Genomic DNA, 24,238 nt, shown 5'->3' with positions numbered 1-24,238 from the left:
TTAGCCGCCAAACGCCGCAGGAAACGCCAGTTTCAATCCCGCAGTTGCAATGAGATTGACTAAAGAAATCGGCAGCATGAATTTCCAGCCGAGGTCTAGAATCTGGTCGATTCGCACGCGAGGAACCGTCCACCGAATCAGGACTGCGAGAAACACCATCAGATATGCCTTAAACAGCGTGGTGACAATGCCCAGGCCTGCCAGCAGAATTTGCACGGGGGCGGATAAGGAGATGTTGAACCACTGGACGATCGCCTCCGTCGAAACCGGGAACTCCCAGCCACCCAGATACAGCACCGCAAACAGCAGACCCGATAGCACAAGCTGCGTGTAGGACGTGCCGTAAAACAGCATGAAACGAATACCCGTATATTCCGTCTGGTGTCCTGCAACAAGCTCTTCTTCGGCTTCCGGCAGGTCAAAGGGCAATCGCTCACATTCTGCCAGTGCCGCGATCCAGAAAATCAGTAAGCCGATCGGCTGTCGCCACGCATTCCAGCCCAGAATGCCATAGCCTGACTGTTGCTGCACAATGTCGATCGTGCTGAGCGAATTCGACATCAGCACCACTGCCAGCACCGACAGCGCAAGGGGCACTTCATAGCTAATCGACTGAGCTGCCGCTCGCAGTCCCCCAATCAGCGAGTATTTGTTATTTGAGGCGTAGCCTGCCATCAATAGCCCGATCGGCGCAATGCTCGATAGCGCGATCCAAAGGAAAATACCGATGCCCAGGTTTGTAATCACGATCGTTTGTCCAAACGGCACAATCAGATAAGACAAAAACACAGGCACAAACACTAGCAGCGGCGCGAGGGTAAATAGCCAGCGATCGACCCGATTTGCCAAAATGTTCTCTTTAGTGAGGAGTTTTAAGACATCGGCGATCGGAACCAGAATGCCAAATGGACCCATAAACTCTGGACCAATTCGCTGCTGAGCTGCCGCCGAGACTTTGCGCTCCATCCAGGTTGTGACCAGCGCGAACAATGTTGCAAACGTAATAATCAAAATCATTGGAATTGGCATCCAGATCGCCTTCGCTGTGCCTGTGGGAATCCCGAAGCCGTTGAGCAAATCAATAAAGTTAGTTTGAAAATCGAGCGATTGCATTTTTCATACCTCCAACGAATAGGCTGCTTTCAGTATCAGCAGGAGCAGAAAAGGAATCTTGGAGATTTTTCCGATTTTTGGAGATTTTTGCGATCGATTGGGTTAGCGCAGCATTTTGGGGGTGATGCCAAATTGTCGTTTGAAGTGGCGATTCAAGTGGCTTTGATCGACAAAGCCGACCAGCAAGGCAGTTTCGGCGATCGATCGTCCCTGCTTTAAGAGCTGTTTTGCCCGTTCGACGCGACAGCGAATCACAAACTGATGCGGACTCATGCCGGTCGCCTGCTTGAATCGCTGAGCAAAATAGTGGGGACTCATCTGGGCAACGCTCGCCAGTTCACTCAAGCTCAAATCCTGATCCAGATGGGCGTGAATGTAGTCGATCACCTCCTGAATCTGGTGGTGTGGCAGTCGTTCAACTTCAGTTTGCAGCTTGAGCGGACGAACCGTGTAATGCTGGAGCAGATGCACCATCAGCGTGTTTTCCAGAGTTTCGGCATAAAGACGGTTACCGATCGCATCTTGCTCAATCGCCTGCTTGAGCGATCGTCCCAGTTGGTGCGTTAAGGGATCGGAGGTGGCAAAGCGCGGGGTTAGCTCAACCCGATCGGGATCAAGAAACTCGTACCCTGCCTGTGCTAAACGAACTGGCTCAACGCCCAGCAAAATTACGCCACCTGCTCGATTCCACCGGGTCGCACAGCTCACGCCTGCAGGGGTAATCACCATATCGCCTTCCTGCACATCTTCCTGCCGAAACTGCCCGTCGAGCCGTCGCTCTGCCCGAATCGAAGTGGGCATATCGGTAAAAATGGCGATGCCGTGCTGCTTAGTGCAAACTTCTGGCGTTTCACCGGGCGGCAGGTAATCGTAGGCAAAGTAAATGCCGCTCCAATTCCTCGCCAGATTTGTGAGCTGCGGTCGCCTGGCAAAGACGCGCTCGTAGCCCTGTTCTGGCTCCTGGGCAAAATCGATCGATAATTTTGCTGCCATCACCGATTCCCCTAATTCGCTGAAGGTTGAAGGACTGCGGTGATTTAATTTTGCATCAAGTTCCCGGTCGATCGCGCAACGTTTTGTCCATATAGGAGCGATCGCCCAAAATTTCCAGCATCGGACCATGAATGTTAAACTTCACCACACTCATCGAAGCCGCCAGCAGACCAATGCGATCGCGATAGCGTCCCAAATCAATGCCTAATAGACTGCATAGCAAAATCCGAATCGTGGCTTTGTGGGAAACCACCAGCACATTGCCCGTATGCTTTGCTTCGATCTCGGCAATCACGAGCGAGGCGCGACTGGCAATTTGCACCGAAGTTTCGCCGCCTGTGGGCGGATTCCAAGCGGGTTCGGTCAACCAGTTGATGTAATCATCGTGAAACTCGGATTGCACTTCCTGCTGAGTTTTGCCTTCCCATTTGCCATAGCGAATTTCCTTCAGTCCGTCTCGAAGCTGCATTTCCATGCCGATCGCATCACAAAGCGGTTTCGCAGTGGCGATTGTGCGCCGCATCGGGCTAACGTAGATTGCCTCCCAGTCCACGTCTTGATAAGCTTTGCCAAAGTCAGCTGCCATGAGATGTCCTTCCGCTGTCAAATCCGGGTCAATTTCGCCGCAGTAGCCCCCGGTTTGGCTGTAAGTCGTTTCCCCGTGGCGCAAAAAATGAAGCTTCAGGCTCATAGGTTGTTTAGAAAACGGTTAAAAACAGAATCTAGTCACACAATGCCGCAGAACTGCCAACTCAGCCTCTTCCGATCGAGTAATTCAGTTTAATTCAATGATCGATTTAACGATCGATTCAACGAGTAATGGTGTTGCTGAATCATGAGATGAACAAGCAAGCAAGATGCACTCATCCAGAGAATATTTCTACCAGTCTTGCAGATCACCTTTAGACTGAAAAAAGCCTTTCCCGTGGGGTGGAAGGAATTGGTATGTTTGTCTCTGTGTCTGCTCATGAAACCTCGATCGCAGCCGTTTTATCCTGCCCAAATTAATCTCCCGCTCTTGCGAGGGCTTCAGCAAATTGCGCCCTGGATAGTTCGATTGTGCTATCGGCTGGAACTGGTGATTAGCTCTGATCCGAGGGTGCAGCTTGAGACGCTGAAGGGGCGATCGTGTTTGCTGGTGTGTAATCATCCGACGTTTGATGATCCGAAGGCGGTTTTTTTGCTGTCGTCGCTGCTTCAGGAACCGTTTTATTACCTGACCGCGCATGAACCGTTTCGCGGCTGGCAGGGTTGGCTGTATCAGCGATTGGGAGCTTATTCGATTCGTCGCGGCTTAGCCGATCGCGACAGCATTGCTTACACGCTCAACCTGCTGCAACAGCCAAAGACCAAGCTGGTGATTTTCCCCGAAGGCGGCTGTTCGTTTCAGAATGATACCGTGATGCCGTTTCGATCGGGCGCGGTGCAAATGGCACTTCAGGCAATCAGCCGCAAAATGAAGCAGGGCGAGGCAGCTCCAGATTTGTGCATTGTGCCGATCAGCCTCAAGTATCGCTACACGGGCAAAATGGCTCCGGTGATTCACCAAACCCTGAGGCGATTAGAACAGGCGTTACGTATTTCGTCGGAGGGCGATGTGTATGAACGGCTGCGGCGGGTGGGGGCGGTGGTGATCGATCGCTGTGAACAGGAAGCCAATCTCATGCCTGTGCCGGGAGCCGACTGGAATCAGCGCATTGCCCGGCTCAAAGCCGAAGTGCTCGATCGCTGCGAACAACAACTGGAGATCACCTCAGCCACTACAGAACCAGATCGGGAGCGGGTTTATCGAATTCTGAACACGCTGGAAGCCCATCACAATACTTTGATGGCAGACGGAGCAGACGCGCTGGATGTAATGTTTCGCGCTGGGCGACGAGTGTTGAATTTTGATGCGATCTACGACGGTTATGTTGCTGCGAAGCCAACGCCAGAAAGATTTTTAGACACGCTGATCCGCCTAGAGCGCGAAGTTTTCGGCATCGACCAGCCTGCCCCTAAGGGACATCGACAGGCATTTCTGCGAATTGGTGAACCTGTGAATCTCAAAGATTATTATGCTGCCTACCGTGCCGATCGCACCAGTACGGTCAACCAGCTTACACGCCAGCTTCAGCAAACCGTGCAGCAAAATCTCGATATCCTGACTGAGGCTACTTCAAGAGGTATTTCATGGTAATCGAGACGATCGACTGATTTGCACCAAACTCAAATGCCGCTTTTTCAAATGAAGGGGCACCGAGCCAGATTGGAGGATTACTCGAAAAGCCGATGCCTTCTTGGGGAATACCGATCGCGTTGAAGTTCAGTTGACCGTCCATATTCTCGTCATGATGCACAGTCACGGCATATTTCCCGTAGGGCAAATCCGGCAGCTCAATTTCGAGCAGGGCTTCGTCCACTTCAAAACTGCCCGATCGCACGGCACGGCTGATGTCTTTAGGATATCCATCTGCACTGGCAAAAACGGCAAGATGAACCACACCTTTTTGGCTACGGAGCCCGTCAATTCTCAAAACCAGGGTTTGAGCAGCAAGCGTTATCGAGGAAGAACTAGAGCGGGGTAAGGGAGTCACAGGCAATCCTTGGGATAATAAACGACCTTAGGGAATAAAACTTTAATACAACGACTCGGGAAAGATACGGACATTCCGTAATTTCTCTTACCATTGCATAGCCATTAGCCGATCGCAATCCCTCAATTCATAGACCTCCGGCAGCCCACGGAGCATCAAAAGATAGAAAGGTAAGGGAAGTGTTTTACCCCCCGGAGGGAGCCTGAGAAATTGTTGGAGAAGCATCAGAAGTTTTACATCGCCCCCGCGATTTCCCAATCGGGTTCCCAATTTCGGGGAACTTTAGAATCCTTAGAAGCACTAAGTTCCCCTAGCATTGGAAGAGTCGGAGGGCGGTTCGGATTCACAATCCGCTGTTAGGTCACACAACACCAATTTGACACAACACCACAGAAATTAAAGTGAGTGGTGAAACGGGCTAGCGGTGCCCCAATTTCTGCATCCACCGTGTGTCTCATGGAATTTCTCCTGAACCTTAGGTTGAGTGACGCCTTTTCGCCATGTCTCTACCCTAAGCCAGTGCTTTTGTTGACTCAGCCTAAAAAAGTCAGCCGCTCAAGTCTGAAAAAGTCGTATCCAAGCTGGCTACACATTCACAGGTGTATTCTGATGCTCCCTTGGATGCTCTGGTACATGGAACTCGCCTTTGGCATCAATGCCTACCTCAAATAGGTCAGCTTCTCCGGTGATCAGTCTAGCTCCACGCTTGCGCGTAAAGTAGCTCCAGCCCCACTGGATCATGACCACCAGCTTGTTATCAAACTCAATGAGATAGTAAATGTGAGCGAACATCCAGAATAGCCATGCCAGAATGCCTGTGAATTTGACAAAGCCTAGATTGACCACCGCTTCGTTTTGCCCGATCACCGCCATGCTACCGAAGTCAGAATAGCTAAACGGCGGCAAAGTCAACTGATGAAGTCGCTGCCAAATCAGTTTCGCCACATACTGCCCCTGCTGCATGGCAACGGGAGCCACACCCGGTAGCACTTTTCCTTCCTGGTGAGCAAAGTGCGCCAGATCGCCAATCACAAAAATATTGGGATAGTTCGAAACGCTCAAATCGGGTTCGACCATCACTCGTCCCGCTCGATCGAGCGTTGCGCCCGTGCGTTTTTCCAGCACTTCGCCCATTCCCGATGCCTTGACTCCGGCTGCCCACAGCACCGTTTTTGCCGGGATTTGCTCGATGCGATCGCCCTCTTTTGCCGTCACAGTGTCGCCGTCGATCTGAGTAACCAGGGTTTTGGTCCGAACGGTCACGCCCAGCTTTTGCAGCGACGCCATCGCTTTCTCGGATAGTTCCTGTGGGTAGGGCGGCAGCACGCGATCGACTCCTTCCAGCAGAATAATTTGTGCCTCGCTGGTGTCAATCTTGCGAAAATCGTCCTTTAGCGTTTTATGGGCTAGTTCTGAGATTGCGCCTGCCAGTTCCACCCCGGTCGGACCGCCACCCACCACGACGAAATTGAGCCACGCCCGCCGTCTTTCAGGATCGGTTTCTTTTTCGGCTGCTTCAAACGCCATGAAAATCTTGCGGCGAATTTCCAGCGCGTCTTCGACGGTTTTCAGTCCGGGGGCGATCGACTTCCACTGGTCATTCCCAAAATAGAAGTGGCTCACGCCCGTGGCGATAATCAGCGTGTCGTAGGGCTGCTCCATGCCCGGCATGATGACGACCTGGCGTTCCGGGTCGATGTCAGTGACTTCTTCCAACAGCACATGGGTATTTCTGTGGCGACTCAAAATGCTGCGAAGCGGCGAGGAAATATCAGCAGGAGAGAGGCTTCCCGTTGCAACCTGATATAGCAAAGGCTGGAATAAGTGAAAATTACGCTTATCGATTAGCGTTACATCGACGGGGGCACGTCGAAAGGCTTTCGCGGCATACAGGCCACCAAATCCGCCACCGACAATCACCACTTGATGCCGCCCAGAAGGAGGGGCAGGTTGCTGTACAGAAGTTTGCATAACGCTCTGACTCTACTTGCTATCTCTACTTTCAGTTCAACCCAGTCAAATCAACCCAGTCAAATCAGCTCGGTCAAAAAATTCCTACTTTTCGTAGCTTAACGTACGTTCATGAAGTTACCGTAACAAGTGCTACGGCTTGGATAAATTATTGGATTTTTTCAATGGTTTCTATCGGGAGATAGAGAGGAGCTTGACCAATTACTGAAATTTTTCGATCGTTTCGATGAGGCGATCGATTTCAGATTCCAGCGTCAAATAATGCACGCAGGCGCGCACGCAGTCCGGGTCGAGAATCGTCCGCAGCAAAAAGCCCCGCTTTTCAAGGAACTGCACCAGTCGCCCGTGAACGTTGTCCTCCTGCCCCATCACCTGAAACGACACCAGCCCCGACTCCGGCGGACTTGTACGAAGGCATCGAATCCAGGGAATGTTGTTCAGCTTTTGCCAGAGAATGCGGCTGAGATGCAAAATACGCTGATAGCGAGCTTCGGTAGTGCCCCAAGTGCGATGGGTGGCGATCGCCTGTCTCAACCCGGCAAATAACGTATAGTCTGAGGTGGCAATTTCAAACCGTCGTCCGTCGGGCTGCCATCCGGTCGGATTGCCTTTGGCATCTTTTGTAATGCCGCGCCAGCCAATAAACGTCGGGCTAAAGGTTTCCAGAACAGGCGATCGAACGTATAGTCCCCCGATTCCGGCTGCACCACACCACCACTTGTGCCCGGTAAAAGCATAAAAATCCACGTCCAGGGCATCCAGATTTAGAGGCAGCATTCCCACCGACTGCGCCGCATCTACCAGCAAATAAATTGGCTCTCCCTTAGTCGGGTAGCTGTGGCATACTGATGCGATTTCCTTTAGCGGCAAGACCTGCCCGGTGTTCCACAGAATATGGCTAATCGCGACCATCCGAGTTGTCGGCTTGAGATGCGCTGCAAGGGTCGCCACCGGATCCCCTTCGTTCAGCGTTGACCGCAGGGGGCAGGTGGTAATTTCTACGCCAAACCGTCGCCTAATCTCCTGCGCTGCTGCAATCACCCCTGGATGCTCACAGTCCGACAGCAGCAGATGATCTCCCGCTTGCCAATCCACACCCCACAGCGCAATATTGCAGCCCACGGTCACATCTTCAGTCAGCGCAACGGTCGCGATCGAAACACCCAGCTCAACGGCGATCGTCTCTCGCATTTTTTGCCCTTCCTGCATCAGCCAGCGATTCGCTTCGTCAGAAAACGGTCCAATTTCCTGAAGGAACTGATGCCCATGCATAATCGCATCGATTGCGCTCTGGGTCATGGGTCCCTGTCCACCATAGTTAAAATAGGCTTTTTGCCGCAGTGCCGGGAATTGCTGACGGTGCTTTTCCAGTTCCAGGAGGATGGGGGTGAGGGTCATAGAAGAAGGGCGAAAGCATCGGACGCGGGGGATTGCTCGAATTCTAGCAACTTTGGCTGGGAGGGTGGGGTAAAGGGTGGATGAGGGGATGGGGGTAACGTTGCTTGTGTTGCTTATGCAGGATGCGTTAGCGCAGCGTAACGTATTATCTTTTGAGCTTTGCGGCTCAGGGAAAGCGGGTGAAGAAGCAGGAATTAGGAAGGAGTTAGTGGTCTGAAAAACTCGCGAACTTTAGCACAATTTTGCAAGATAAGTTAAAGTCATAGGAGAGCAATTGCGTAAATCTTCGTATGGATTTTAGGGTACGAAACGCTGCGATCGGAATTCCTAGTTGCCATCCTCGCTTCAGGATGGAGGACTTTGACGGCTAACCCTCACCAGCCGGAGTTTGTGGGGGCTGAGTCGTTGCCAGCCTCACTCAGTCTTGTGTCCAGCCAGCAGCCTATCATCAGCACAAAGCGCAACTCTGAAGAAACTGCTTCTCGCCCGATTTTGATTCCCGCCGTTGTACCTGATGTTTCGGCTTCGGGTATCATTTTGCCCGAATTGCTCGAATCAGAAACTCTTGCTGAACTGCAAACGATTTATTTAACCGACGATCTGCTGTTTACCTTCCAGCGATGTCGCCGTCGCTCGTTTCTGGATGTCTATGGCGATCGATCGCTGCAAGATCCGCCCAGCAATTATTTGCTAAAGCTAAAGCAAGATAGCCAGACCCACCAGCAGGAAATTTTGCTCGAACAGCCTGCCATTCAGCCGGATTATTTTGCCAACAACTGGGCAGCCGGAGCTACCGCAACCCTGGAACTGATGCAGCAGGGAGTCGATCGCATCGCACAGGGCGTTTTGCTGGTGGTGATCGAAAATGGCATTACGTTGGTCAGCAGTCCAAATTTGCTGGTGAAGCAGCCCGGACAGTCGATTTTTGGTGATTGGATTTATGCACCCGTTGATATTCGGTTAGGTAAGCGTCCTAAGCTTGATTATCAGGTTGTTGCTGCGTTTCATGCCTATTTGCTGGCAGCTGTCCAGGGAGCCTGGTCAGAAACAAGCTGGCTGATTTTACGCCGACGTGGAGCGTATGCGGTTAACCTGACGGAACTGCTGCCCCGTATGGAAGAAACGCTGCAAGGCTGCATCGAAACGCTGCTGCACCCCGAAGAACCTGAAATTTTTATCTCCAGCAATCGTTGCGATCTGTGTCACTGGTATAGCCACTGCTATGGCATCGCTCAGAGCCAGATTCACCTGTCGCTGTTGCCCGGAGTCACCCCCAGCCGCTACATCTATCTCAAAGAGCATCAGATTACAACGCTCGAAGCTCTGGCCGCCATCCAGCCTAAAAAGCTTGAATCTTTGCCCGGATTTGGCCCGCAGGTTGCCCATCGGCTGATTCGTCAGGCACAGGCAGCTTTAACGAATGAGGCCTTGCCAGACTGCCTACCCCAGGAACCCGTCCCCTACCCGCTGCTGTCTGAGGCAGAATTACCCACTGCCCCGATCGAACTTTACTTTGACATCGAAGCCGCCCCCGAACAGAATATTGTCTATTTGCATGGTGTGCTGGTGGTCGATCGCCTCAACCAAACCGAAACCTTCCACGCACTGCTTGCAGAAAACCAGACTGACGAATCCCTGGCGTGGCAAAAATTCCTCGATCTGGTCTGGCAATACCCCGATGCACCTATCTATCACTTCTGCCCCTACGAAGTGCAAACCGCCAAACGTCTTGCCCAAACCTACGGCACCCCCACCCACCTGATCGCGCCCCTGATCCATCGCTTTGTGGATCTGCATGAGCGGATCACCCGCGTTGCCATCCTCCCTGTGGAAAGCTATGCGCTGAAACCGATCGCCCGCTGGGTTGGCTTCGACTGGCGCGACCCAGAGGCAAATGGGGCACAGTCCGTCTGCTGGTATGACCAGTGGGTTGCTACAGGCGATCGAACCTATCTAGATTTAATCCTGCGCTACAACGAAGATGACTGCCGAGCAACTTATGTTGTGAAAGATTGGCTGGTGCAGTTCTGCCAGACCCAGAGGGATTAAAAAGTACTGTTTGAAGAATCGTATTAGGAGTCCTGCATTGCCCCCTAAATCCCCCATTTTTAATCTGCCGCGCTGAAAGCGCGAGGGGGACTTTAAAATAGGAGAAATTTCTAAGCATCTTTGTCAACGTCCTATGGGAACTGCGTTTGAAATCGGCTTAATTCTCAACCTGCAACCTGAACTGGCAAGCGAGGATATTGAGACATTAGAGTACATGACACGATCGCAAGATTATGATTTTCAAACGCTGCTTGACGATGCCCTTTTCACAGAAGGCAAGGAATGGAGAAGTATTATTGCAAACACAGAGATAGAGTATGAACAGAAATATCGCTCTCAACTTCGTCGGAGTGTTTTCAGTAACAACCAATTATGTTTTCGCATCGAGATAGGAGACGATTGGTGCTGGGGCGGTCCTTGGAATTGGTTCTCGGATTGGCTATTTTTAATCAGCACTGACGAAGGCTTAGTCGGTTACATGATAGATATCACTAAATTCAAAACTGAGCTAATTTACTTTGAGAAAAGCGGGATAACTTTGCAGGTTGTTGAGGACTTTAAAGTCCCCAGCAATTTAGCAATTCGCTAAGCGAATCATTGGGTGGTGCAGGGAATATCGATTTCAAGTCATAGGATGCTAGTGAAGCATAAAATATCGGTTTCAGAGCTTCAAAACTAATTTCAGAACTATCCCTTTAAAACTCAAAGTCCCCCAGAATTGGGGGATTTAGGGGGCTGCAAAGCCTCAAACACCAGTCCAACCTTGCCCTATCTCACCGAAGCAATCTTCGATCGATAAGTGGCACTATCTAATCCATCTCCCATATTTGCCGTTGCCGGATCGATCGTTCGATCGAGGGCAACAATTCGATCGCGTACCGCCGGGTGGGTGCTGAGAAACGAAGGAATCGATCGCTGGTTTGCCAGCTTTTCCATAAAGTCAACCATTGCCCCTGGTGCATAGCGCGTTCGTCTCAGGTTTGCCAGTCCTTTTTGGTCGGCTTCAAGTTCGTCCTGGCGGCTGTTGGGGCGACGTACGGCAAACTCCACGCCCAACCGCACTGCGGCATTGCGATCGAGTCCCGCTGCCGAAACCAGTCCTGAAGCCAGTGCGCCTTCCCGCAAATTTTCGACCGCATGACGACCTGCGATATGTCCGATTTCGTGGGCAATGACGCTGGCAAGCTGCGCCTCGTTGTCTGCCGCTTTCAGCAAACCCGTGGTGACGTAGACAAAGCCGCCCATTGTGGCAAAAGCGTTGATCTGATCGCCTTCCACAACTTGAAAGGTATAGGGAATGTTGGGACGATCGCTAAACGGTGCAAGCCGCTGTCCGATCTGATTCACGTATTGCGTGATTGTCGGATTGTTGTAGATCTTGATTTCTTCTGAAACGAGCTGCTGATTAATTTGTCGTCCCAGTGAAACTTCTTGCTGATCCGACAGAGTCGAAAGCTGAAGCACCTGCACACCGCGCAGCAGCAAATCGAGCAAGGGAACTGCCTGCGAAGTATGTGGGGTCGCGATGACCAGACTCACTGCGGTAAACAGCGATAGCAGCCCATATAGCCAGCGACGACGGAAATAGAGCGAGAGGCGATCGAAAAAATTAAGCATATCTGACTGTGGTTCTCAGAGTGCAGGTTCATTAAGGATGCGTAGACAGATTTTGCTGCAAGGGATTGGGGGCTGAGTGGGTTAGGATGCAGCGATCGTAGTTTGCATTCAAGATCCAATAGGCAAAACCAAACTGGGCAAAACCAAACGCCCTATTATTCGTTAGACGAAGCAGCAAAATGAAATGTTTCAGCCGATGTTCAGTTCTCTGATCGCTATTTTAAGCATTCCCTCTGTAGCGTCGAAATGGTCTATCGCAATGCCTAATTGAAACGATCTGCGAAAATGATTGGGTCAGTGACTTCAATGTGCCAACTTCGCCTACAATGATCTTGCTCTTTTCATCCGGTGCTGGGCACTGCTCAACCCAATGGCTATTTTGGATTCTAAAGGTCGGCTATTTGGCAAAATTAGCATTCTCGATCTGGGTGCAGGTCTGGTAATTCTGCTGGTGCTGGTCGGGCTGTTTCTGTTGCCGGGAAGCGGTGGCTCTGTGGCGCAAGTAGGTACGTCAACCAAGCCGATCGAAGTTGATGTGATCGTTCGGGGTTTGACGGTGCGCGATCCGCAGGCGTTGATCAAGTCGCTGGAAGACGAAAAGAAGACCAACATCATCATCCGCAATCAGCCCTTCGGTCAGGTGAATGTCCTGGGAGTGCAGCAGCTTCCGCGCACGGTAGCCGTTCCTCAACCCGATGGTTCCGTGAAGTCGTTTCCTGATCCGCGTCCAGAATTGAACTACACCGTAGACATGATGGTCACGCTGGGCGGCAATGCTCAAATTGTTGAAAATGGTCCTGTTCTGGGCAACACCAAAATCAAGGTTGGAACGCCCCTCGAGTTGGAAGGGCTCACCTACCGCTTCAATGCGCCTGTGATTGGAGTCAGAATCAAAGATTAGGCGTAGGCAGATCTGAAAGACGCAAGACTACTTGCCTGGAGCAAAGATTCCGATCGCCCTGGAAAACCTTGCTCAGCAGGCAATGAATGCGATCGTCGATTGTTCTCACTAAAGTTCTGAGTTCTTTGAATCAAGAACAGAGTGATCAGTAACAGATTGATCAACAAAAGATTGATCGCGTGATTTCTGCGTCTTTCAGATTTGCTTAGTGAACGCTTAGTGAACCTCGCTAATTTAGCGAACAGCCCCCTGCAATTGCTCGATCGCTGGCTCAATGCCTGAAGCGTTAATATACCTTTAAGTGATTGAGGGCGAGCAGCAATGTGGTCAGGTCAATTTCGTAGGGGTCTTTGATAGGAAAAGTAAGGGTATTTCGAGGACGTTTATCGAAGTCTAAATAGCGCAAAACTTTAGGGGTCATTTTTCCGCGAACTCCGCACCATCTGCCATTGAAGAGTGTGGCGAGCCGACGAAATCCGGGGCGACTGAGGGTGAAGCAAGGGGAGAACAGTTCAATCAGTCGAAGCCCGCTCCCTGCAACTTCTGGATTTTCTAGCCCCCGGCGATTGAAAACGAAGTTGGCGGTTCCAGCTCCATGAGCAACAACTGCAACTTTGGCATTCCGGCAAATCGACCATTCTTCACTTGGGGTTAAATCTTCAAAATAGTAAGTGACGAAGCCTCGCTTTTCTAAAAACTCAGTGATTTCATCATTGTTGCTTAATTGACGGCTGCCTTTACGGGGAATAAAAACTCGTTCAGGTGTATTAGGATTGTAGTCTTTAATTTCAAGATCGTAAGCTTCAGGCTGAAATCCATAAAGCTCTCGATTTGGAGTGACTTCAACCACTTCTCCAAAAACATTACCATCAGTGCAAATCGTGGGAATCCCCAATCCGTCATAAACTTGGCGGGCTAATTCTGTAGCACTTGCATTCAACACAACATAAATCTTAGCTTCTTGACCAAGATGCTCTGACAAAGCCTTTTTTGCAAGCAAGACAGGAGTCGCTACGTTATCAATAATATGGCTTATATTTTTTTCTGTATCATATCGACTGTCATAAACAAAACGACCTGAAAAATCCAGGGTTTCAGAACCCTTCAGGGCTTGATTGAGTTTATTATGGACTTTCCATTTCCAGCTTCCTGTTTGTCTGGCTCCTGTATCTTTGCTGTTAACTTGAATCTGTACATTTTTTTCTGGGACAGACTCTTCGGGTAGGAGGATTGTTTCTGTGAAAGCTGTATACACATCGGCGGCGCAGGTTGGATAAGCAAACATAAGTGCTGAATCAACCACGTATCCTGGAATGCGATGTTGTAATGAAATTTGCATCTGCGATATCTCCAGCAATCAGCTAATTCTATGTATGCATTGGCAATGAAATCCTGCCCAGCCAAAACATTTGGCAAGCCAATCTTGTCACTATGCAATCTCGATCGCTCAAGTGCTTTGTTCCTACGCTCTAATTTTTCTAAAGGGCGATAGGACGTTACTTGTAACCCTCTGCTAGGACGGCTCAGTGTAGGCTGTGCGTAGCAGTAAATATGGCATGAAGTTATGTGCTAACACTTAAGTTTGCTTTCGCTTCATTAAATCTTTGTTTTTCCCCTCAGGATGAGAGAATGACCCTTACGGAGGCTATACTGAACGGACAGCTTCGCTTTGAGCAGTAAGAGCTGCTTGTAAATGTTAGTTAGATTCAGTCCGATAGCTGTGATTTTCCAGGCTCGTTAATGCTTCGTCAGTATGTGAAGCATTCATCAAGTTATTACTTTATTCAAAGTACCCTTGAGTTCTTTACCTTTGAGGCATAAGAAGCTTATGAACCTCTCGATCGCCCTAGGTGACATTACGCAGCAAGCTGTGGATGCGATCGTTAATGCTGCCAATTCTTCTTTGCTGGGGGGCGGCGGAGTCGATGGGGCAATTCATCGGGCAGCAGGCAGAGCACTTCTAGAGGAATGTCGGCAGCTTGGCGGCTGCGAGACCGGACAGGCAAAAATCACGCACGGCTATCGGCTTCCAGCAAAATGGGTAATTCACACGGTTGGTCCTGTCTGGCGCGGTGGCAGTTATAGAGAAGATCAACTTCTGGCGCAGTGCTACCAAAATAGTTTGCGATTGGCGATCGGCTATAACATTCGATCGATCGCCTTTCCTGCCATCAGCACCGGAGTTTATGGCTTTCCCCTCGATCGTGCCACTCAAATTGCCCTCAGCGAAACGCTAAATTTTTTGAGTCAGGAACCCCGGATCGATCGCGTGATTTTTGTGTGCTTCAGCGAGTCTGCCTATCAGTGTTATCGATCGACGCTGGCAACGCTAACGGGTGAAGTTGCTGAGGTTGAGTCTGATTCCGCTGGATAGCCGGTGGAAATGGTTGGCTGAGACGTTTGTAGATCTAAGCTTGAGCTTTGCAGGAGGCGAGTTGAGCCGTCTTGCAAGACGAACAGATTGGTTATTTGGAGTGGGAGAGTTTGCAGAATCCTGACTTATACTGCATTCAAATCGAAAATGGGAAAACCCAAATCGACCGAATGGTTCAGGCATCTACCCCAACCTAGTAACTTATCCCTTCACCGGTTATCTTCACCGGTAACTTATCCCCTCAATCAACGGAGAGGGTGGGATTCGAACCCACGGTACCTTTCGGTACACTCGATTTCAAGTCGAGCGCATTCGACCACTCTGCCACCTCTCCAGACGGCAAGATTATCTTAACAGGTTGACCTCAAAAGATGCTAGTGCATTGGTAGGGAAGCGGGCTCTGCCTGGTATAGCACCTGTTCAGAGACGATCGCGTCTTCTTCATCGAGCCACACTAAAGAAGCTTGCGTTATCGTTCCGGCTTTCATTTGCACCAGGGAGAAATTGCGCTGGCGTCCGGCTTCGGTTTGGATAATGCGAGGCACACTGGCAGCATTGAGATAGACCGTTCCGGTGGGGAAAACATCGATCATTTTTCGCAGACAGTCTTTGGTGTGGCGCAGCCCGTGGTGCATGTGTCCGAAGGTAACGAGGGGAACGGACTTGCCCAGGAGCAGCGTTTCTTCGATCGCCGCTGTCAAATCCGGGTCGCCGTGGTCGCCGCCAAGGGGTTTCCAGTCCTTGCCGCACGGGTCTTCGGGCTGAGCGCCCAGTCCTTTGGGTCCGCAGTGCCCGATAAAGAGTACCGTGTCGAAGGCAGCATCTTTCACCGCCTGCACAATTTTCGCCGTCGATTCTTCAAAACTCTGCACCCCATACCGCTCTTTGTAAAACTGCCCGTGGGCTGACCAATCTGAGCCGCCCCAGCTAAACGGACGGCCACCCACTACGCTGAGATTAAATTCGGGAAAGTCGAGTTTGCCATAGCCGACATGGGTTGCTCCCAAGAGGTCAAGCTGTTGCTGTACCCGATCTTCGGTGTGGGTTCGCAGCTTCTTGCCCCAGTGAGTTGCGGTGTACCAGGCATCGTGGTTGCCCATCACTGCCGCCTTGGGAATCGACATCTCCGCGATCGATCGCACCACTTCCACCGATTCATTGCCAAAGTCACCCACCAGCAGCACCAGATCCACGCCCAGATGCTTCAGGGCAAGCTCGTCGGCGGGTTCCCACAGATCATGGACATCGCCAACAACCGCGATCGTCAGGGCATGGGAAGTCGAGGGAGTTGAGGTAGAAAAATTGGCGGCGGGAAGCGGAGTGTGACCGTTAACCATGCTGTGATGAAAAGATACCTTTCCTTAAGGATAGGCAGGGAAGGCACTTTTTTGTATGGAACCAGGGAAGGAAGCTCTGATCGACTTCGGAACTTGGAATTTAGGAGGTCGCAATTAAGAATGGCAGCGAGGAGAGTGATTGAGCAGAGTGAAGGGTTTATCGGTCGTCTTGAGGGTGAGCAGGGAGATAAACCGCTGGTCTACTCCAGGTTTTGCAATTACGAATTCCGAACTCCGAATTCTGAATTTCTGAGGGTGCGAACATAACGCTCAAACCAGAGACCGATCGCAATAATGCCAATGCCGCAGAGCAGAAACGCCAGGGACTTCACCAGCAGTCCGGTGTCGTATTCCAGGGTACGGCTGAGAATTTGCAGCGTCAGCAGAATTAAGCCACTCCAAAACAGACTGCGCTGACCTTCGGCGAGTCCTTCTCGTAGAAATCGCGTTGCCATTACAAAAAATACGGCATTTATTAAAAGCGTTGCCAGCTCCAGGATCGGATTCATGCTCCAGTGCCAGAAGCCTAGCAGTGCCAGCAGTACCAGCACCAGCAGCACCAGCGCATCAGTTTGGCTCAGTCTCCAGCGATCGGTTCTTTGGGGACGCGCCAGATTAATCCACTGAAGAATCGCGATGATCGTAAACAGCAGCAGATTGGGATTCAGCAAAAACGATCGCCCGCTTGTAATCAATCGTCCCAGCTGCTGCGAAAGCGGCAAATCGGTTCCTGGAAAATCCCAGGCATTGTGAAACGACAGGATGTAGAGCAGTCCCACTAAAAAAATAATGGCTAAACTGCGGGCAAGCGGCGCAAAAGTCGCGGTTTCCTCGGTTTGATGCTCCTCATTCTGGTGTACAGCCTGTCCTTCGTCCTCGAAGCTCCAGAGCAGCGCGGGCGGAATTGTAAAGGCGATCGCAGCTAGAAACCCCGACGCAAAATTTAGTCCCAGACCAAACGACTGCAAGACGACTTCAAACGAAGAAATCACGGCGATCGACCCTAGCACGAAAATCGTTCTAGAGCGACACCAGTAGGCAAGAGGCAGAAACAGCAGTGTGGCGGCGATCGGCATATTGCGAATCAGCAGCATAATTCCGGGCAGCGTGCCCAAACCCACTAGGTAAGCAACGCCGCTCCAATAGCCAATGCCCATCAGCAAAATCGCCAGCACTCCCAGCAGGGTCAGCCGCAGCGCGTATGCCATTGCCAGCACCGCCAGCCCCCAGACCAGACAGAGTTCGGCAAACGTGCCTGTGCTGTGAAACATCTGCCCCACCAGTGCCAGATTTGCCCCCAGGATGAGTGCTCCCAGCAGTAATAAGCCCAGTCCGAACCGATGCTGCCAGTTCTTTTGTAGGCTTGCTTGCGGGACGAGATGCCAGAGGTAAAAGCCGATCGTATTCACACCCAAAAATAGTGCCATCAGCAAGAGCAGTTTTACGCCTCGCCCGATCGCCTGCCAGTTTGCTGCGACAAAGGTAATCACGCTCAGCCCCAGCAGCGCACAGCCTAAACACAGCACCACGACGACAAAGCGATCGCGAGCCACGCGGTCTAGCCCTTCAAACTGATAGCGGTCTGCAAGCTGCTGAAACTGGTCTGCGTTAATCAAGCCTTCCGATCGCCATTGCTCTGCTTCCTGGCGCAACTGCTGCCGAAACTTCTCTGAGGCCATTGCCGCATCCTGTTCTGGATTATCGGATGATTTCCGTGCCTCTACTTTGCCAGAGATTTGCAAAGTCAGCGTGACCTAAAGGACAGCTATTGAAGTGGTGCGTCGTGTGGGTTCTAATTGCCGCAGCAGATCACCTTGAACGCAGTATCAACCGTTTTTAACGGCTTCTTAGCTACACAGCTTTAGCTACACAGCTTTAGCTGCACTACTGCTGCACCACTTAAGGATTTACCGGAGGCTGGCTACGCCGCCATTCTGCGATCGCTTCCTGGGCTTTGGGATAGGTCGGCGTATTGGGTGGAACGAGCTCAGCCGTCTGAATTGCCAGATCGAGATTGCCTTCTGTTGCGCGATCCTGAGCAAGCTGGAAAATGAGCTGACTCCACTGGGCGATTGACTGCTGGGCACGGGCGTAAACTTCAGGGCGATCGTTAGGAACCAGCAGCCCCGTGCGAATCGCTCCCCCATAGTTTTCGGCTGCGGCTGGCGTTGAGCCATCATTGCCGCGATCAGCTCTGCCTTGCGCCATGTCGAGAATAATCTGACTCCAGCGATCGATGTGCTGCTGTGTTTCGTCGAAGAGCGGCTGACCGGGACGAATCAGGCGGGCAATCTCGATCGCATCAACAAAGTCAGAAGCTTGATTTTCAGCCGAAGATTCCCGCGATCGGCTGGTCATACTTTTTGCCTGACTCAGCAAGCCGCGATTGGTTTGCTCCAGCAGTTTGAGCGTGTTGGGGGTTTGCTGCTCTGGGGTGAGCTGGCTAAGCTGCTGTGAGGCTTCCTGATACTGACGCGCCTGGATTGCGGTTTCGGCGGCTGCCGTTAGCGTTGCCGGATCAAGGGGAACTGCCAGCGTCGGAGGCGAGTTTGTGGGCGCAGAAGCCGTCGGAGCAGGCGGATTAGCAGGTTTATCCTGTCCAAAAATGACCGCCGCGTTTCGCAGCAGCACGCCGACCAGCAGCAGACTTACCAGAATGCCGCCCCAAAGCAGCAATCGCTGCCAGAACGGATCTTGAGGCAACAAAGCGGCTCCTCCCGAAGCAGGAATCGGAGTCGTTTGAACTGGAGCAGGCTGATGTTCTGGAGGAATCGACGGTAAAGCCACTGCAGGCTCATCGATCGCCGAAGCTGCATAGGATCGCTCTAGCAACGATCGAATCCCTACCCCCGTTTCACCTCCTCCCCCGCCCACACCGACCGGAGCCACGGCACCCAGACGCACCACCGCTGCTTCGGGCACAATGAGCTGATATTTCTGAGCCAGCGGCAAAAAGGCTAAAGGATCTTGTCGCGGTCGCCAGTGCTGTTCGCTCAGTTCCGGCAGGCGATCGGTCAAATACTGCACTAACTGATCGAGCGTAAAACAGTTTCGATAGCGAATCGCCTCTATCAACGTCGCGGTGAAAAGTCCCTGCCGCAGGGCGATCGTCTCGTGGGAAAACTGCTGCGGCTGACTGGAAAGAATCGTGGCAATCCCATAATGCTGAGCAAGCTGTAGCGTTTGATTGCCAACTCCGTCTCCGGTAAGGTGATTGTGAGTGCGGTTCACATCCAGCAGCAGCACAACTTGCTGAGTCGGGGCAGTTTTGAGCCGTTGAAAAACTGTGTCGATCGCAATTCCGGTTTCTGCGGGACGAGTGGGGTCACTGTCGATCGGCATCACGTAATCAACCCCGTTCTGCTGAATTCCATAGCCGCTGAAAAAGCACCACAGCACGTCCTTGGCGGCGAGGCGCGTCTGGCAAATCTGCTCGATCGCCTGCGGAATGTTCTTTTGAGTGGGATAGAGCGATCCTTCAGCACAATCCGTCAGGGTCAGGCAGCAGTCGGTAGAGAACCCCGCTTCCTGAACCCAGAAATCGCGCAAGCTTTGTGCATCTCGCTGAGCATACAAAAGAGGTTGCAGCTTTTGAGTTTGATATTGATTAATTCCGATCGCGATCGCCCAGTGTGCCATTCCGTTTCACCCGTTCTCCAGCCGTAAAATGCGTTAACCCTGTGCCGGTCTAAGTGGATTCCTTGCCCTGTCTAAGCTAAGAATGCCCAGACGATAACACAATCTATTCAGTCCCGGCACACAGGGGATCGCGAAAAATAGAGGTTTCTACCCAAGGGCAGCAGGCAAAACAGCATTGAATTCTGCCGCTAAATCAACTAAAACAGTGTGGTTAAACGCACCGGATGTTTTCGAGAGGTCAGAATGCCCCAGCATCACCATTTGAGCAGAAGTCTAGCGAGCAGAGATCCAGCGAGCAGAAGTCTAGTAAGCAGGAAACATCGCCGTCATCCGATCCTCACAGGCTTGCTGCATTGGGGGTCTACCCTCTCGATCGCTGCCACTCTCTCCCTGCTGCCTTTGGGATTCCATGCTGAATTGGCTCAGGCTTATCCGCGTCAAACTTCGGTGTCGGTCGCTCAGCAGGAAGGGGACAGCTACACAGCTCTGGTGCGCCGGGCAGAGACAGCGGCGCGAACCACGGCTCAGCAGATTTTTGACGGCGATATTTTGGTAAGCGAAGTCGCAATTACGGTGGTGGGAGAAAGCGGAACTTCGATCGTCCCCATTCTGACAATGCGTGTGAGTCGCGACAACTGGCGTACCCGTCCTGATCCGCAGCAGTGGTCAACTTATTTTCGCAGTGCCCGATTGCTTCTCGAACTGGGAACTCCCGCTGCCAGTCCTCCTTCTGCGCCTGCGGCTCCAGTGCCCTCTGCTCCCGTCAATTCTCCAGCAGCGCAACCGGGAACCGTCCCACCCGCGAATATGAATCCGCCTGCGGATGCTTCACCGACAAACCAGCCTACACCCCAACCTGCGAATCAGCCGAGCGATCAACCCGCGAATCAACCCGCGAATCAGCCCGCGAATCAGCCGACCAATCAACCCGCAAATCAACCCACGGGTCAACCTGCAAACCAGCCCCCCACGTTTAATCAGCCGTTCAATCAGCCTGCAAACCCATCTGGGAATCAGCCGTCCAATCAGCCTGCAAACCCAGGAGTTGCCCCAACCCCGAGACCGGGAACACCCACTCCTCCTCCAGCTCCCTCGCAAACGACTGCCCCAAATTCTGCCCCGATCGATTCCCCTGCAACTCCGGCAGGACAAGGGGGTTAAAGGCTTTGGCTACTCTAACTCTGGCATTGACGGGACTGGCGCGAATCGAACGCGCGACCTATCGCTTAGGAGGCGATCGCTCTATCCTACTGAGCTACAGCCCCAGATCTACCGCCATTATCATAGCAAGAGAATCTGGAGCAGGCGTAAACGAAAACCAAAACTATAGACAGCTTGTCGACAGCATGACGATCGCCCTCAGCTCAGCAGTGGTTCAACAGGACGGGGTTGAAGTTTCTGCCTTCGATGGGTGAGTTCTGAGAGCATCTCAATTGCAAGGGATTCAAGCTGCCGATCGCAAATTGATTCAAGCCAGCCCTGATGCCCCGGTGGTCTGACAACCCAGTCTGCAAATCTAACGGCGATCGGTTCCCGATGTCCGCCCGGAATTTCTTGCTGAATCGGGTTTGCCTTCTGTTTTCGACTAAGGGTTTGAGCAAACCATGCCACATCGCTCTCATTAGGAGAGCCTGCCAAGGTTCCAGCAATCGTGTCCTGCCGAAAGGAAATGAGCGCAGTGAGATTAAACAGAGAACTGTCTAAAATTCGGCGTTGGGTTTCCTGACGATTGGGCACTGCACCGAGATGCAGTCGATCGAGCAGGTCTGCCAGGGATGGAATGGGTAGTGCGTTGCGAGTGTCTGAAATATCGGGCGCGATCAGCAGGCTTGGCTGATCGAGAATCGATCGCATCGTTTCTAGCAGCACAATATATTTGCAGCCTAAGCTATGTCCTACCCAGAAATGAGGAATCGTAGACGGATAGTTCAGCTCGGCTCGAATCTGATCGCGCTCTTGGAGTAACCCTTGCGCGATCGCCAAATGATTGAACCCAAACCGAAAAGGAACCGCAATCACGGTGTAGCCTGCTTCAAACAGACTGTTTAGAAAATGGGAATAGGCGATCGAAGGAAAGGAACCGTAGAAAGCTCCCCCCAAAAATTCGATAACGCCGATCGGTTCAGGATGACGAGCGACCCAACTATGGGAAATGGGGCGAAACCGCATGATTGAATTCTTTGAAATATTTTGTGAAGTTGATTGAATGAGACGGGCAGGAAATCAGGAAAAGGGTTCCAGCGATTGCTGCTGAAACCCCAGTCTATCGAGCAAGGGTAATCTGCCAAACGTAAGCGTCAAGCGTCAGAACACGATCGCTATTTGCTCAGCTTCAGAATGCTGCCCGGATTTGCCGTTGGCAGTGAATAAGCCTGCTGGTCAAAATCAGGGTTGGGCAGCGTCAGATCCGCAGGCAGGAAAGTCCCGCGAATTTGAGGCGTGATCAGCACCTCCGCATGAGCAGCAGCAGAGTAGGGAGAGAGGGATGCTTCCACATAGCCCCGCACTTCCAGGTTGGCAACTTCCAGACTCGATCGAATCGGTGCTGTTTTAGAAACATCGGGTTGCAAAATGAGTAGGGCAGTTGCACCAGAGGCAAGCGTCAGCGGTTGGCTGGGCTTACCCGTCACCGGATCAGGAATCAAATCGCTAAACACATTGCCACTTCCCATATCCACGATCGAAATCAATTCCTCATTATTGAGGGGTGATGAACTGTTGAATTGAATTGAAATTGCGGCATCGGGTTCGCTAACGGGATTCACGTTAGAAATCATCAGAAAATATGCCTGCACCACGCGACGAGAAACACTCGGATTGAACGGTGCGGGAGCGATCGGTTTAACCAACAGTTCAAAAGAAGAAATAATCATTAAGGATTCCTGGTTGCATCTTTAACCACGAAAGCATTTGCCTTCCTGGGGTCGCATTCCCCTGACAGGTACTCTTTGCTCTGTGAAGATGCCAGATTATCCTTAACGGAAAGGGATGCTTAAGATGCTCAGGAATCCGACGATCGCCATACGTCATTCCAGGGAGAACCGCCGACCTCCAAACCGCAGAGAGAGCTAGTGGCCTGCAAAATCGTTTTGGTGGAATAAGCCGATCGCTCCTTCAGCGTAAGCTGCAAGTTGCCCTGCATTGTATCTTTGCAGCAAAACACGAGTCCCTCTTGGGTGGGGGCGCGAAGCGGTGTTCCAGGAAGGGTGGTGGTTCCCACAAGTTCGACTTCGTAGCCGTGATTCTGCGCTTGCATCCGCCATTTGCCCCAGGGATGAATTTCCCAGTGCACACGGGCATTCCAGGGAACAAACTCATAGAATTTGCCCTGGTAGTGAATCCCCACCATTGCCACTGATTCCATCCAGGTGAGAACTTGCCGCCTGCCGCCGCCTGCGGTGAGTGCCAGATCTGGCTCATGGTCGAAGCAATTGCAGTTGAGCCAGAACCATTTGGTTGGAAATGCGCCGCCCCAGTTCTTCTCGCCGTAAGCCGGAGCATTTGTAAACTCATAGCGTTTGCCGTTCCACTCGATCCAGCCGGTTGCCAGCCCGTGTGCCATCAAGATTTGCCAGCCCGGTTCAAAAATCTGAAACTGCGATAGCCATCCTGCCGTAGACTGCTGCGGTTTCCTGGAATCGCCCCATCCGTAGATCGGCTGAATTTCGTAGCACCAGCTCGCCGCTCGTCCCGACCCCGGATCAAGAAGCTTTCCCTGATTTAAGGTCGCCGTTGCCTGATAGCCTTCCTGAATCGTGCGATCGAACTCTTCCGGCTCCAGATATTTCGAAATGGTAGAAATCGGCGATCGTCTCCCCCAGTGTCCTAAACCCAATCGATCGCCCCACGCCCAAAATCGATCAACAGCCGGAAACGTCCGCCACAGATACTCATCGTCTGGACCCAGGATTTGCGCTGCGCCCCCGCTTTGTGCCTTACCGCCGATCGGATCTTCGATCGAATACATAAATGCAAAGGTCTGGCGGTCTTCGGGTAGCGTGACGCGATAGTACCAGCCTTCAAAAAAGCGGCGATGAGAGCCGTCCCAGTGATAGCCACTGTGGGGGGGAGACTGGGGATTTTGCAAGTCGGTCATGGGGCAGTTGCAGACAGTTCTTTTAGTCTAAAGGTTGTTTGAGAAGTATTGAAGGTTCTGCATTGCCCGCCATACTCCCCGTGAATAAGGGACTTTCAAACCTAAGAGGAGAGCAAGATCCTCAGGCAGCGAGAACGGTAGAATAAGGAACGGTTGCGCTGAAGAATGTCTAGG

General features: G+C 51.8%; 20 protein-coding genes and 2 tRNA genes. 6 read left to right on the top strand and 16 right to left on the bottom strand.

The annotated features are described in order from the left end of the window. From nuoH to NDA02_RS15135, 3 genes are all read right to left on the bottom strand, one after another. Window positions 1-1,113: an NADH-quinone oxidoreductase subunit NuoH gene (gene nuoH, locus NDA02_RS15145; protein ID WP_190789986.1), complete on the bottom strand. Its 1,113-nt coding sequence runs from the start codon at window positions 1,111-1,113 to the stop codon at window positions 1-3. Window positions 1,114-1,215: 102 nt separating this feature from the next. Further along, complete coding sequence (locus NDA02_RS15140; protein WP_190789998.1) at window positions 1,216-2,106, bottom strand: AraC family transcriptional regulator; 891 nt, start codon at window positions 2,104-2,106, stop codon at window positions 1,216-1,218. A 55-nt stretch (window positions 2,107-2,161) separates the two neighbouring features. Further along, window positions 2,162-2,797: a histidine phosphatase family protein gene (locus NDA02_RS15135; RefSeq protein WP_190789985.1), complete on the bottom strand. Its 636-nt coding sequence runs from the start codon at window positions 2,795-2,797 to the stop codon at window positions 2,162-2,164. Window positions 2,798-3,073: 276 nt separating this feature from the next. Between NDA02_RS15135 and NDA02_RS15130 the strand changes: the two genes are divergently transcribed. Beyond that, window positions 3,074-4,285, top strand: a complete 1,212-nt coding sequence (locus NDA02_RS15130; RefSeq protein WP_190789984.1) for a 1-acyl-sn-glycerol-3-phosphate acyltransferase — start codon at window positions 3,074-3,076, stop codon at window positions 4,283-4,285. Here the strand turns inward: NDA02_RS15130 and NDA02_RS15125 are convergent. The 3 genes from NDA02_RS15125 to NDA02_RS15115 form a co-directional block, all read right to left on the bottom strand. After that, complete coding sequence (locus NDA02_RS15125; protein ID WP_190789983.1) at window positions 4,260-4,682, bottom strand: DUF2141 domain-containing protein; 423 nt, start codon at window positions 4,680-4,682, stop codon at window positions 4,260-4,262. The genes NDA02_RS15130 and NDA02_RS15125 overlap by 26 nt on opposite strands. A 585-nt stretch (window positions 4,683-5,267) precedes the next feature. Beyond that, window positions 5,268-6,653, bottom strand: coding sequence for an NAD(P)/FAD-dependent oxidoreductase (locus tag NDA02_RS15120; RefSeq protein WP_190789982.1), 1,386 nt, complete (start codon window positions 6,651-6,653; stop codon window positions 5,268-5,270). A 201-nt stretch (window positions 6,654-6,854) separates the two neighbouring features. Next, window positions 6,855-8,051 carry an aminotransferase class V-fold PLP-dependent enzyme gene (locus NDA02_RS15115; RefSeq protein WP_190789981.1) on the bottom strand — a complete coding sequence of 399 codons (1,197 nt, stop codon included), beginning with the start codon at window positions 8,049-8,051 and terminating at the stop codon, window positions 6,855-6,857. A gap of 360 nt (window positions 8,052-8,411) precedes the next feature. Here NDA02_RS15115 and NDA02_RS15110 point away from each other — a divergent pair, with 360 nt between their 5' ends. Both NDA02_RS15110 and NDA02_RS15105 read left to right on the top strand, forming a co-directional pair. After that, entirely contained in the window at window positions 8,412-10,100 is a 1,689-nt protein-coding gene (locus NDA02_RS15110) for a TM0106 family RecB-like putative nuclease (RefSeq protein WP_242067122.1), read from the top strand. Window positions 10,101-10,233: 133 nt separating this feature from the next. After that, window positions 10,234-10,689 carry a hypothetical protein gene (locus tag NDA02_RS15105; protein ID WP_348255205.1) on the top strand — a complete coding sequence of 152 codons (456 nt, stop codon included), beginning with the start codon at window positions 10,234-10,236 and terminating at the stop codon, window positions 10,687-10,689. Between the two features lie 179 nt (window positions 10,690-10,868). Here NDA02_RS15105 and NDA02_RS15100 read toward each other — a convergent pair whose 3' ends face one another. Continuing rightward, window positions 10,869-11,717, bottom strand: a complete 849-nt coding sequence (locus NDA02_RS15100; RefSeq protein ID WP_190789979.1) for a M48 family metallopeptidase — start codon at window positions 11,715-11,717, stop codon at window positions 10,869-10,871. A 370-nt stretch (window positions 11,718-12,087) separates the two neighbouring features. Between NDA02_RS15100 and NDA02_RS15095 the strand changes: the two genes are divergently transcribed. Next, complete coding sequence (locus NDA02_RS15095) at window positions 12,088-12,618, top strand: DUF4330 domain-containing protein (protein ID WP_348255204.1); 531 nt, start codon at window positions 12,088-12,090, stop codon at window positions 12,616-12,618. Window positions 12,619-12,904: 286 nt separating this feature from the next. Here NDA02_RS15095 and NDA02_RS15090 read toward each other — a convergent pair whose 3' ends face one another. Next, window positions 12,905-13,957 carry a glycosyltransferase family 61 protein gene (locus NDA02_RS15090; RefSeq protein WP_348255202.1) on the bottom strand — a complete coding sequence of 351 codons (1,053 nt, stop codon included), beginning with the start codon at window positions 13,955-13,957 and terminating at the stop codon, window positions 12,905-12,907. Between the two features lie 489 nt (window positions 13,958-14,446). Between NDA02_RS15090 and NDA02_RS15085 the strand changes: the two genes are divergently transcribed. Further along, on the top strand, window positions 14,447-14,992 hold the full coding sequence (locus NDA02_RS15085) for an O-acetyl-ADP-ribose deacetylase (RefSeq protein WP_348255201.1): 546 nt from the start codon (window positions 14,447-14,449) through the stop codon (window positions 14,990-14,992). A 249-nt stretch (window positions 14,993-15,241) separates the two neighbouring features. On the opposite strand, the gene NDA02_RS15080 is transcribed toward NDA02_RS15085, so the two are convergent. From NDA02_RS15080 to NDA02_RS15065, 4 genes are all read right to left on the bottom strand, one after another. After that, window positions 15,242-15,326 (bottom strand) — tRNA-Ser (locus tag NDA02_RS15080). Window positions 15,327-15,366: 40 nt separating this feature from the next. Beyond that, the gene (locus NDA02_RS15075; RefSeq protein WP_348255200.1) at window positions 15,367-16,329 is read right to left on the bottom strand and encodes a TIGR04168 family protein; all 963 of its coding nucleotides are present in this window, start codon (window positions 16,327-16,329) and stop codon (window positions 15,367-15,369) included. 218 nt (window positions 16,330-16,547) lie between these two features. Next, the gene (locus NDA02_RS15070) at window positions 16,548-18,071 is read right to left on the bottom strand and encodes a DUF2157 domain-containing protein (protein ID WP_348255199.1); all 1,524 of its coding nucleotides are present in this window, start codon (window positions 18,069-18,071) and stop codon (window positions 16,548-16,550) included. A 157-nt stretch (window positions 18,072-18,228) separates the two neighbouring features. Continuing rightward, window positions 18,229-19,968: a caspase family protein gene (locus NDA02_RS15065; RefSeq protein ID WP_348255197.1), complete on the bottom strand. Its 1,740-nt coding sequence runs from the start codon at window positions 19,966-19,968 to the stop codon at window positions 18,229-18,231. Window positions 19,969-20,367: 399 nt separating this feature from the next. Here NDA02_RS15065 and NDA02_RS15060 point away from each other — a divergent pair, with 399 nt between their 5' ends. Next, window positions 20,368-21,129 (top strand): hypothetical protein, encoded by a 762-nt coding sequence (locus NDA02_RS15060; RefSeq protein ID WP_348255195.1) that lies wholly within the window; start codon window positions 20,368-20,370, stop codon window positions 21,127-21,129. 30 nt (window positions 21,130-21,159) lie between these two features. On the opposite strand, the gene NDA02_RS15055 is transcribed toward NDA02_RS15060, so the two are convergent. The 4 genes from NDA02_RS15055 to NDA02_RS15040 all read right to left on the bottom strand — a co-directional run bounded on the left by NDA02_RS15055 (window position 21,160) and on the right by NDA02_RS15040 (window position 24,064). Further along, a tRNA-Arg gene (locus NDA02_RS15055) sits at window positions 21,160-21,233 on the bottom strand. Between the two features lie 94 nt (window positions 21,234-21,327). After that, on the bottom strand, window positions 21,328-22,137 hold the full coding sequence (locus tag NDA02_RS15050) for a DUF1350 family protein (RefSeq protein ID WP_190792123.1): 810 nt from the start codon (window positions 22,135-22,137) through the stop codon (window positions 21,328-21,330). A gap of 149 nt (window positions 22,138-22,286) precedes the next feature. Then, window positions 22,287-22,841 (bottom strand): hypothetical protein, encoded by a 555-nt coding sequence (locus tag NDA02_RS15045; protein ID WP_190792122.1) that lies wholly within the window; start codon window positions 22,839-22,841, stop codon window positions 22,287-22,289. A 128-nt stretch (window positions 22,842-22,969) separates the two neighbouring features. Beyond that, the gene (locus tag NDA02_RS15040) at window positions 22,970-24,064 is read right to left on the bottom strand and encodes a tocopherol cyclase family protein (protein ID WP_190792121.1); all 1,095 of its coding nucleotides are present in this window, start codon (window positions 24,062-24,064) and stop codon (window positions 22,970-22,972) included. Window positions 24,065-24,238 lie beyond the last annotated feature (174 nt).

This window comes from Leptolyngbya sp. ST-U4 (genome assembly GCF_039962215.1).
Taxonomy (GTDB): Bacteria; Cyanobacteriota; Cyanobacteriia; order Elainellales; family Elainellaceae; genus Leptolyngbya_A.
The sequence above is the reverse complement of the archived record's forward strand: the minus strand, read 5'-3'. Positions and strand labels throughout refer to the sequence as shown.

Coding starts and splice junctions, on each gene's coding strand:
- NDA02_RS15095 (WP_348255204.1), top strand. CDS start 12,088: ATGGCTATTTTGGATTCTAAAGGTCGGCTATTTGGCAAAATTAGCATT.
- NDA02_RS15115 (WP_190789981.1), bottom strand. CDS start 8,051: ATGACCCTCACCCCCATCCTCCTGGAACTGGAAAAGCACCGTCAGCAA.
- NDA02_RS15075 (WP_348255200.1), bottom strand. CDS start 16,329: ATGGTTAACGGTCACACTCCGCTTCCCGCCGCCAATTTTTCTACCTCA.
- NDA02_RS15135 (WP_190789985.1), bottom strand. CDS start 2,797: ATGAGCCTGAAGCTTCATTTTTTGCGCCACGGGGAAACGACTTACAGC.
- NDA02_RS15065 (WP_348255197.1), bottom strand. CDS start 19,968: ATGGCACACTGGGCGATCGCGATCGGAATTAATCAATATCAAACTCAA.
- NDA02_RS15045 (WP_190792122.1), bottom strand. CDS start 22,841: ATGATTATTTCTTCTTTTGAACTGTTGGTTAAACCGATCGCTCCCGCA.
- NDA02_RS15130 (WP_190789984.1), top strand. CDS start 3,074: ATGAAACCTCGATCGCAGCCGTTTTATCCTGCCCAAATTAATCTCCCG.
- NDA02_RS15090 (WP_348255202.1), bottom strand. CDS start 13,957: ATGCAAATTTCATTACAACATCGCATTCCAGGATACGTGGTTGATTCA.
- nuoH (WP_190789986.1), bottom strand. CDS start 1,113: ATGCAATCGCTCGATTTTCAAACTAACTTTATTGATTTGCTCAACGGC.
- NDA02_RS15050 (WP_190792123.1), bottom strand. CDS start 22,137: ATGCGGTTTCGCCCCATTTCCCATAGTTGGGTCGCTCGTCATCCTGAA.
- NDA02_RS15120 (WP_190789982.1), bottom strand. CDS start 6,653: ATGCAAACTTCTGTACAGCAACCTGCCCCTCCTTCTGGGCGGCATCAA.
- NDA02_RS15085 (WP_348255201.1), top strand. CDS start 14,447: ATGAACCTCTCGATCGCCCTAGGTGACATTACGCAGCAAGCTGTGGAT.
- NDA02_RS15040 (WP_190792121.1), bottom strand. CDS start 24,064: ATGACCGACTTGCAAAATCCCCAGTCTCCCCCCCACAGTGGCTATCAC.
- NDA02_RS15140 (WP_190789998.1), bottom strand. CDS start 2,106: ATGGCAGCAAAATTATCGATCGATTTTGCCCAGGAGCCAGAACAGGGC.
- NDA02_RS15100 (WP_190789979.1), bottom strand. CDS start 11,717: ATGCTTAATTTTTTCGATCGCCTCTCGCTCTATTTCCGTCGTCGCTGG.
- NDA02_RS15105 (WP_348255205.1), top strand. CDS start 10,234: ATGGGAACTGCGTTTGAAATCGGCTTAATTCTCAACCTGCAACCTGAA.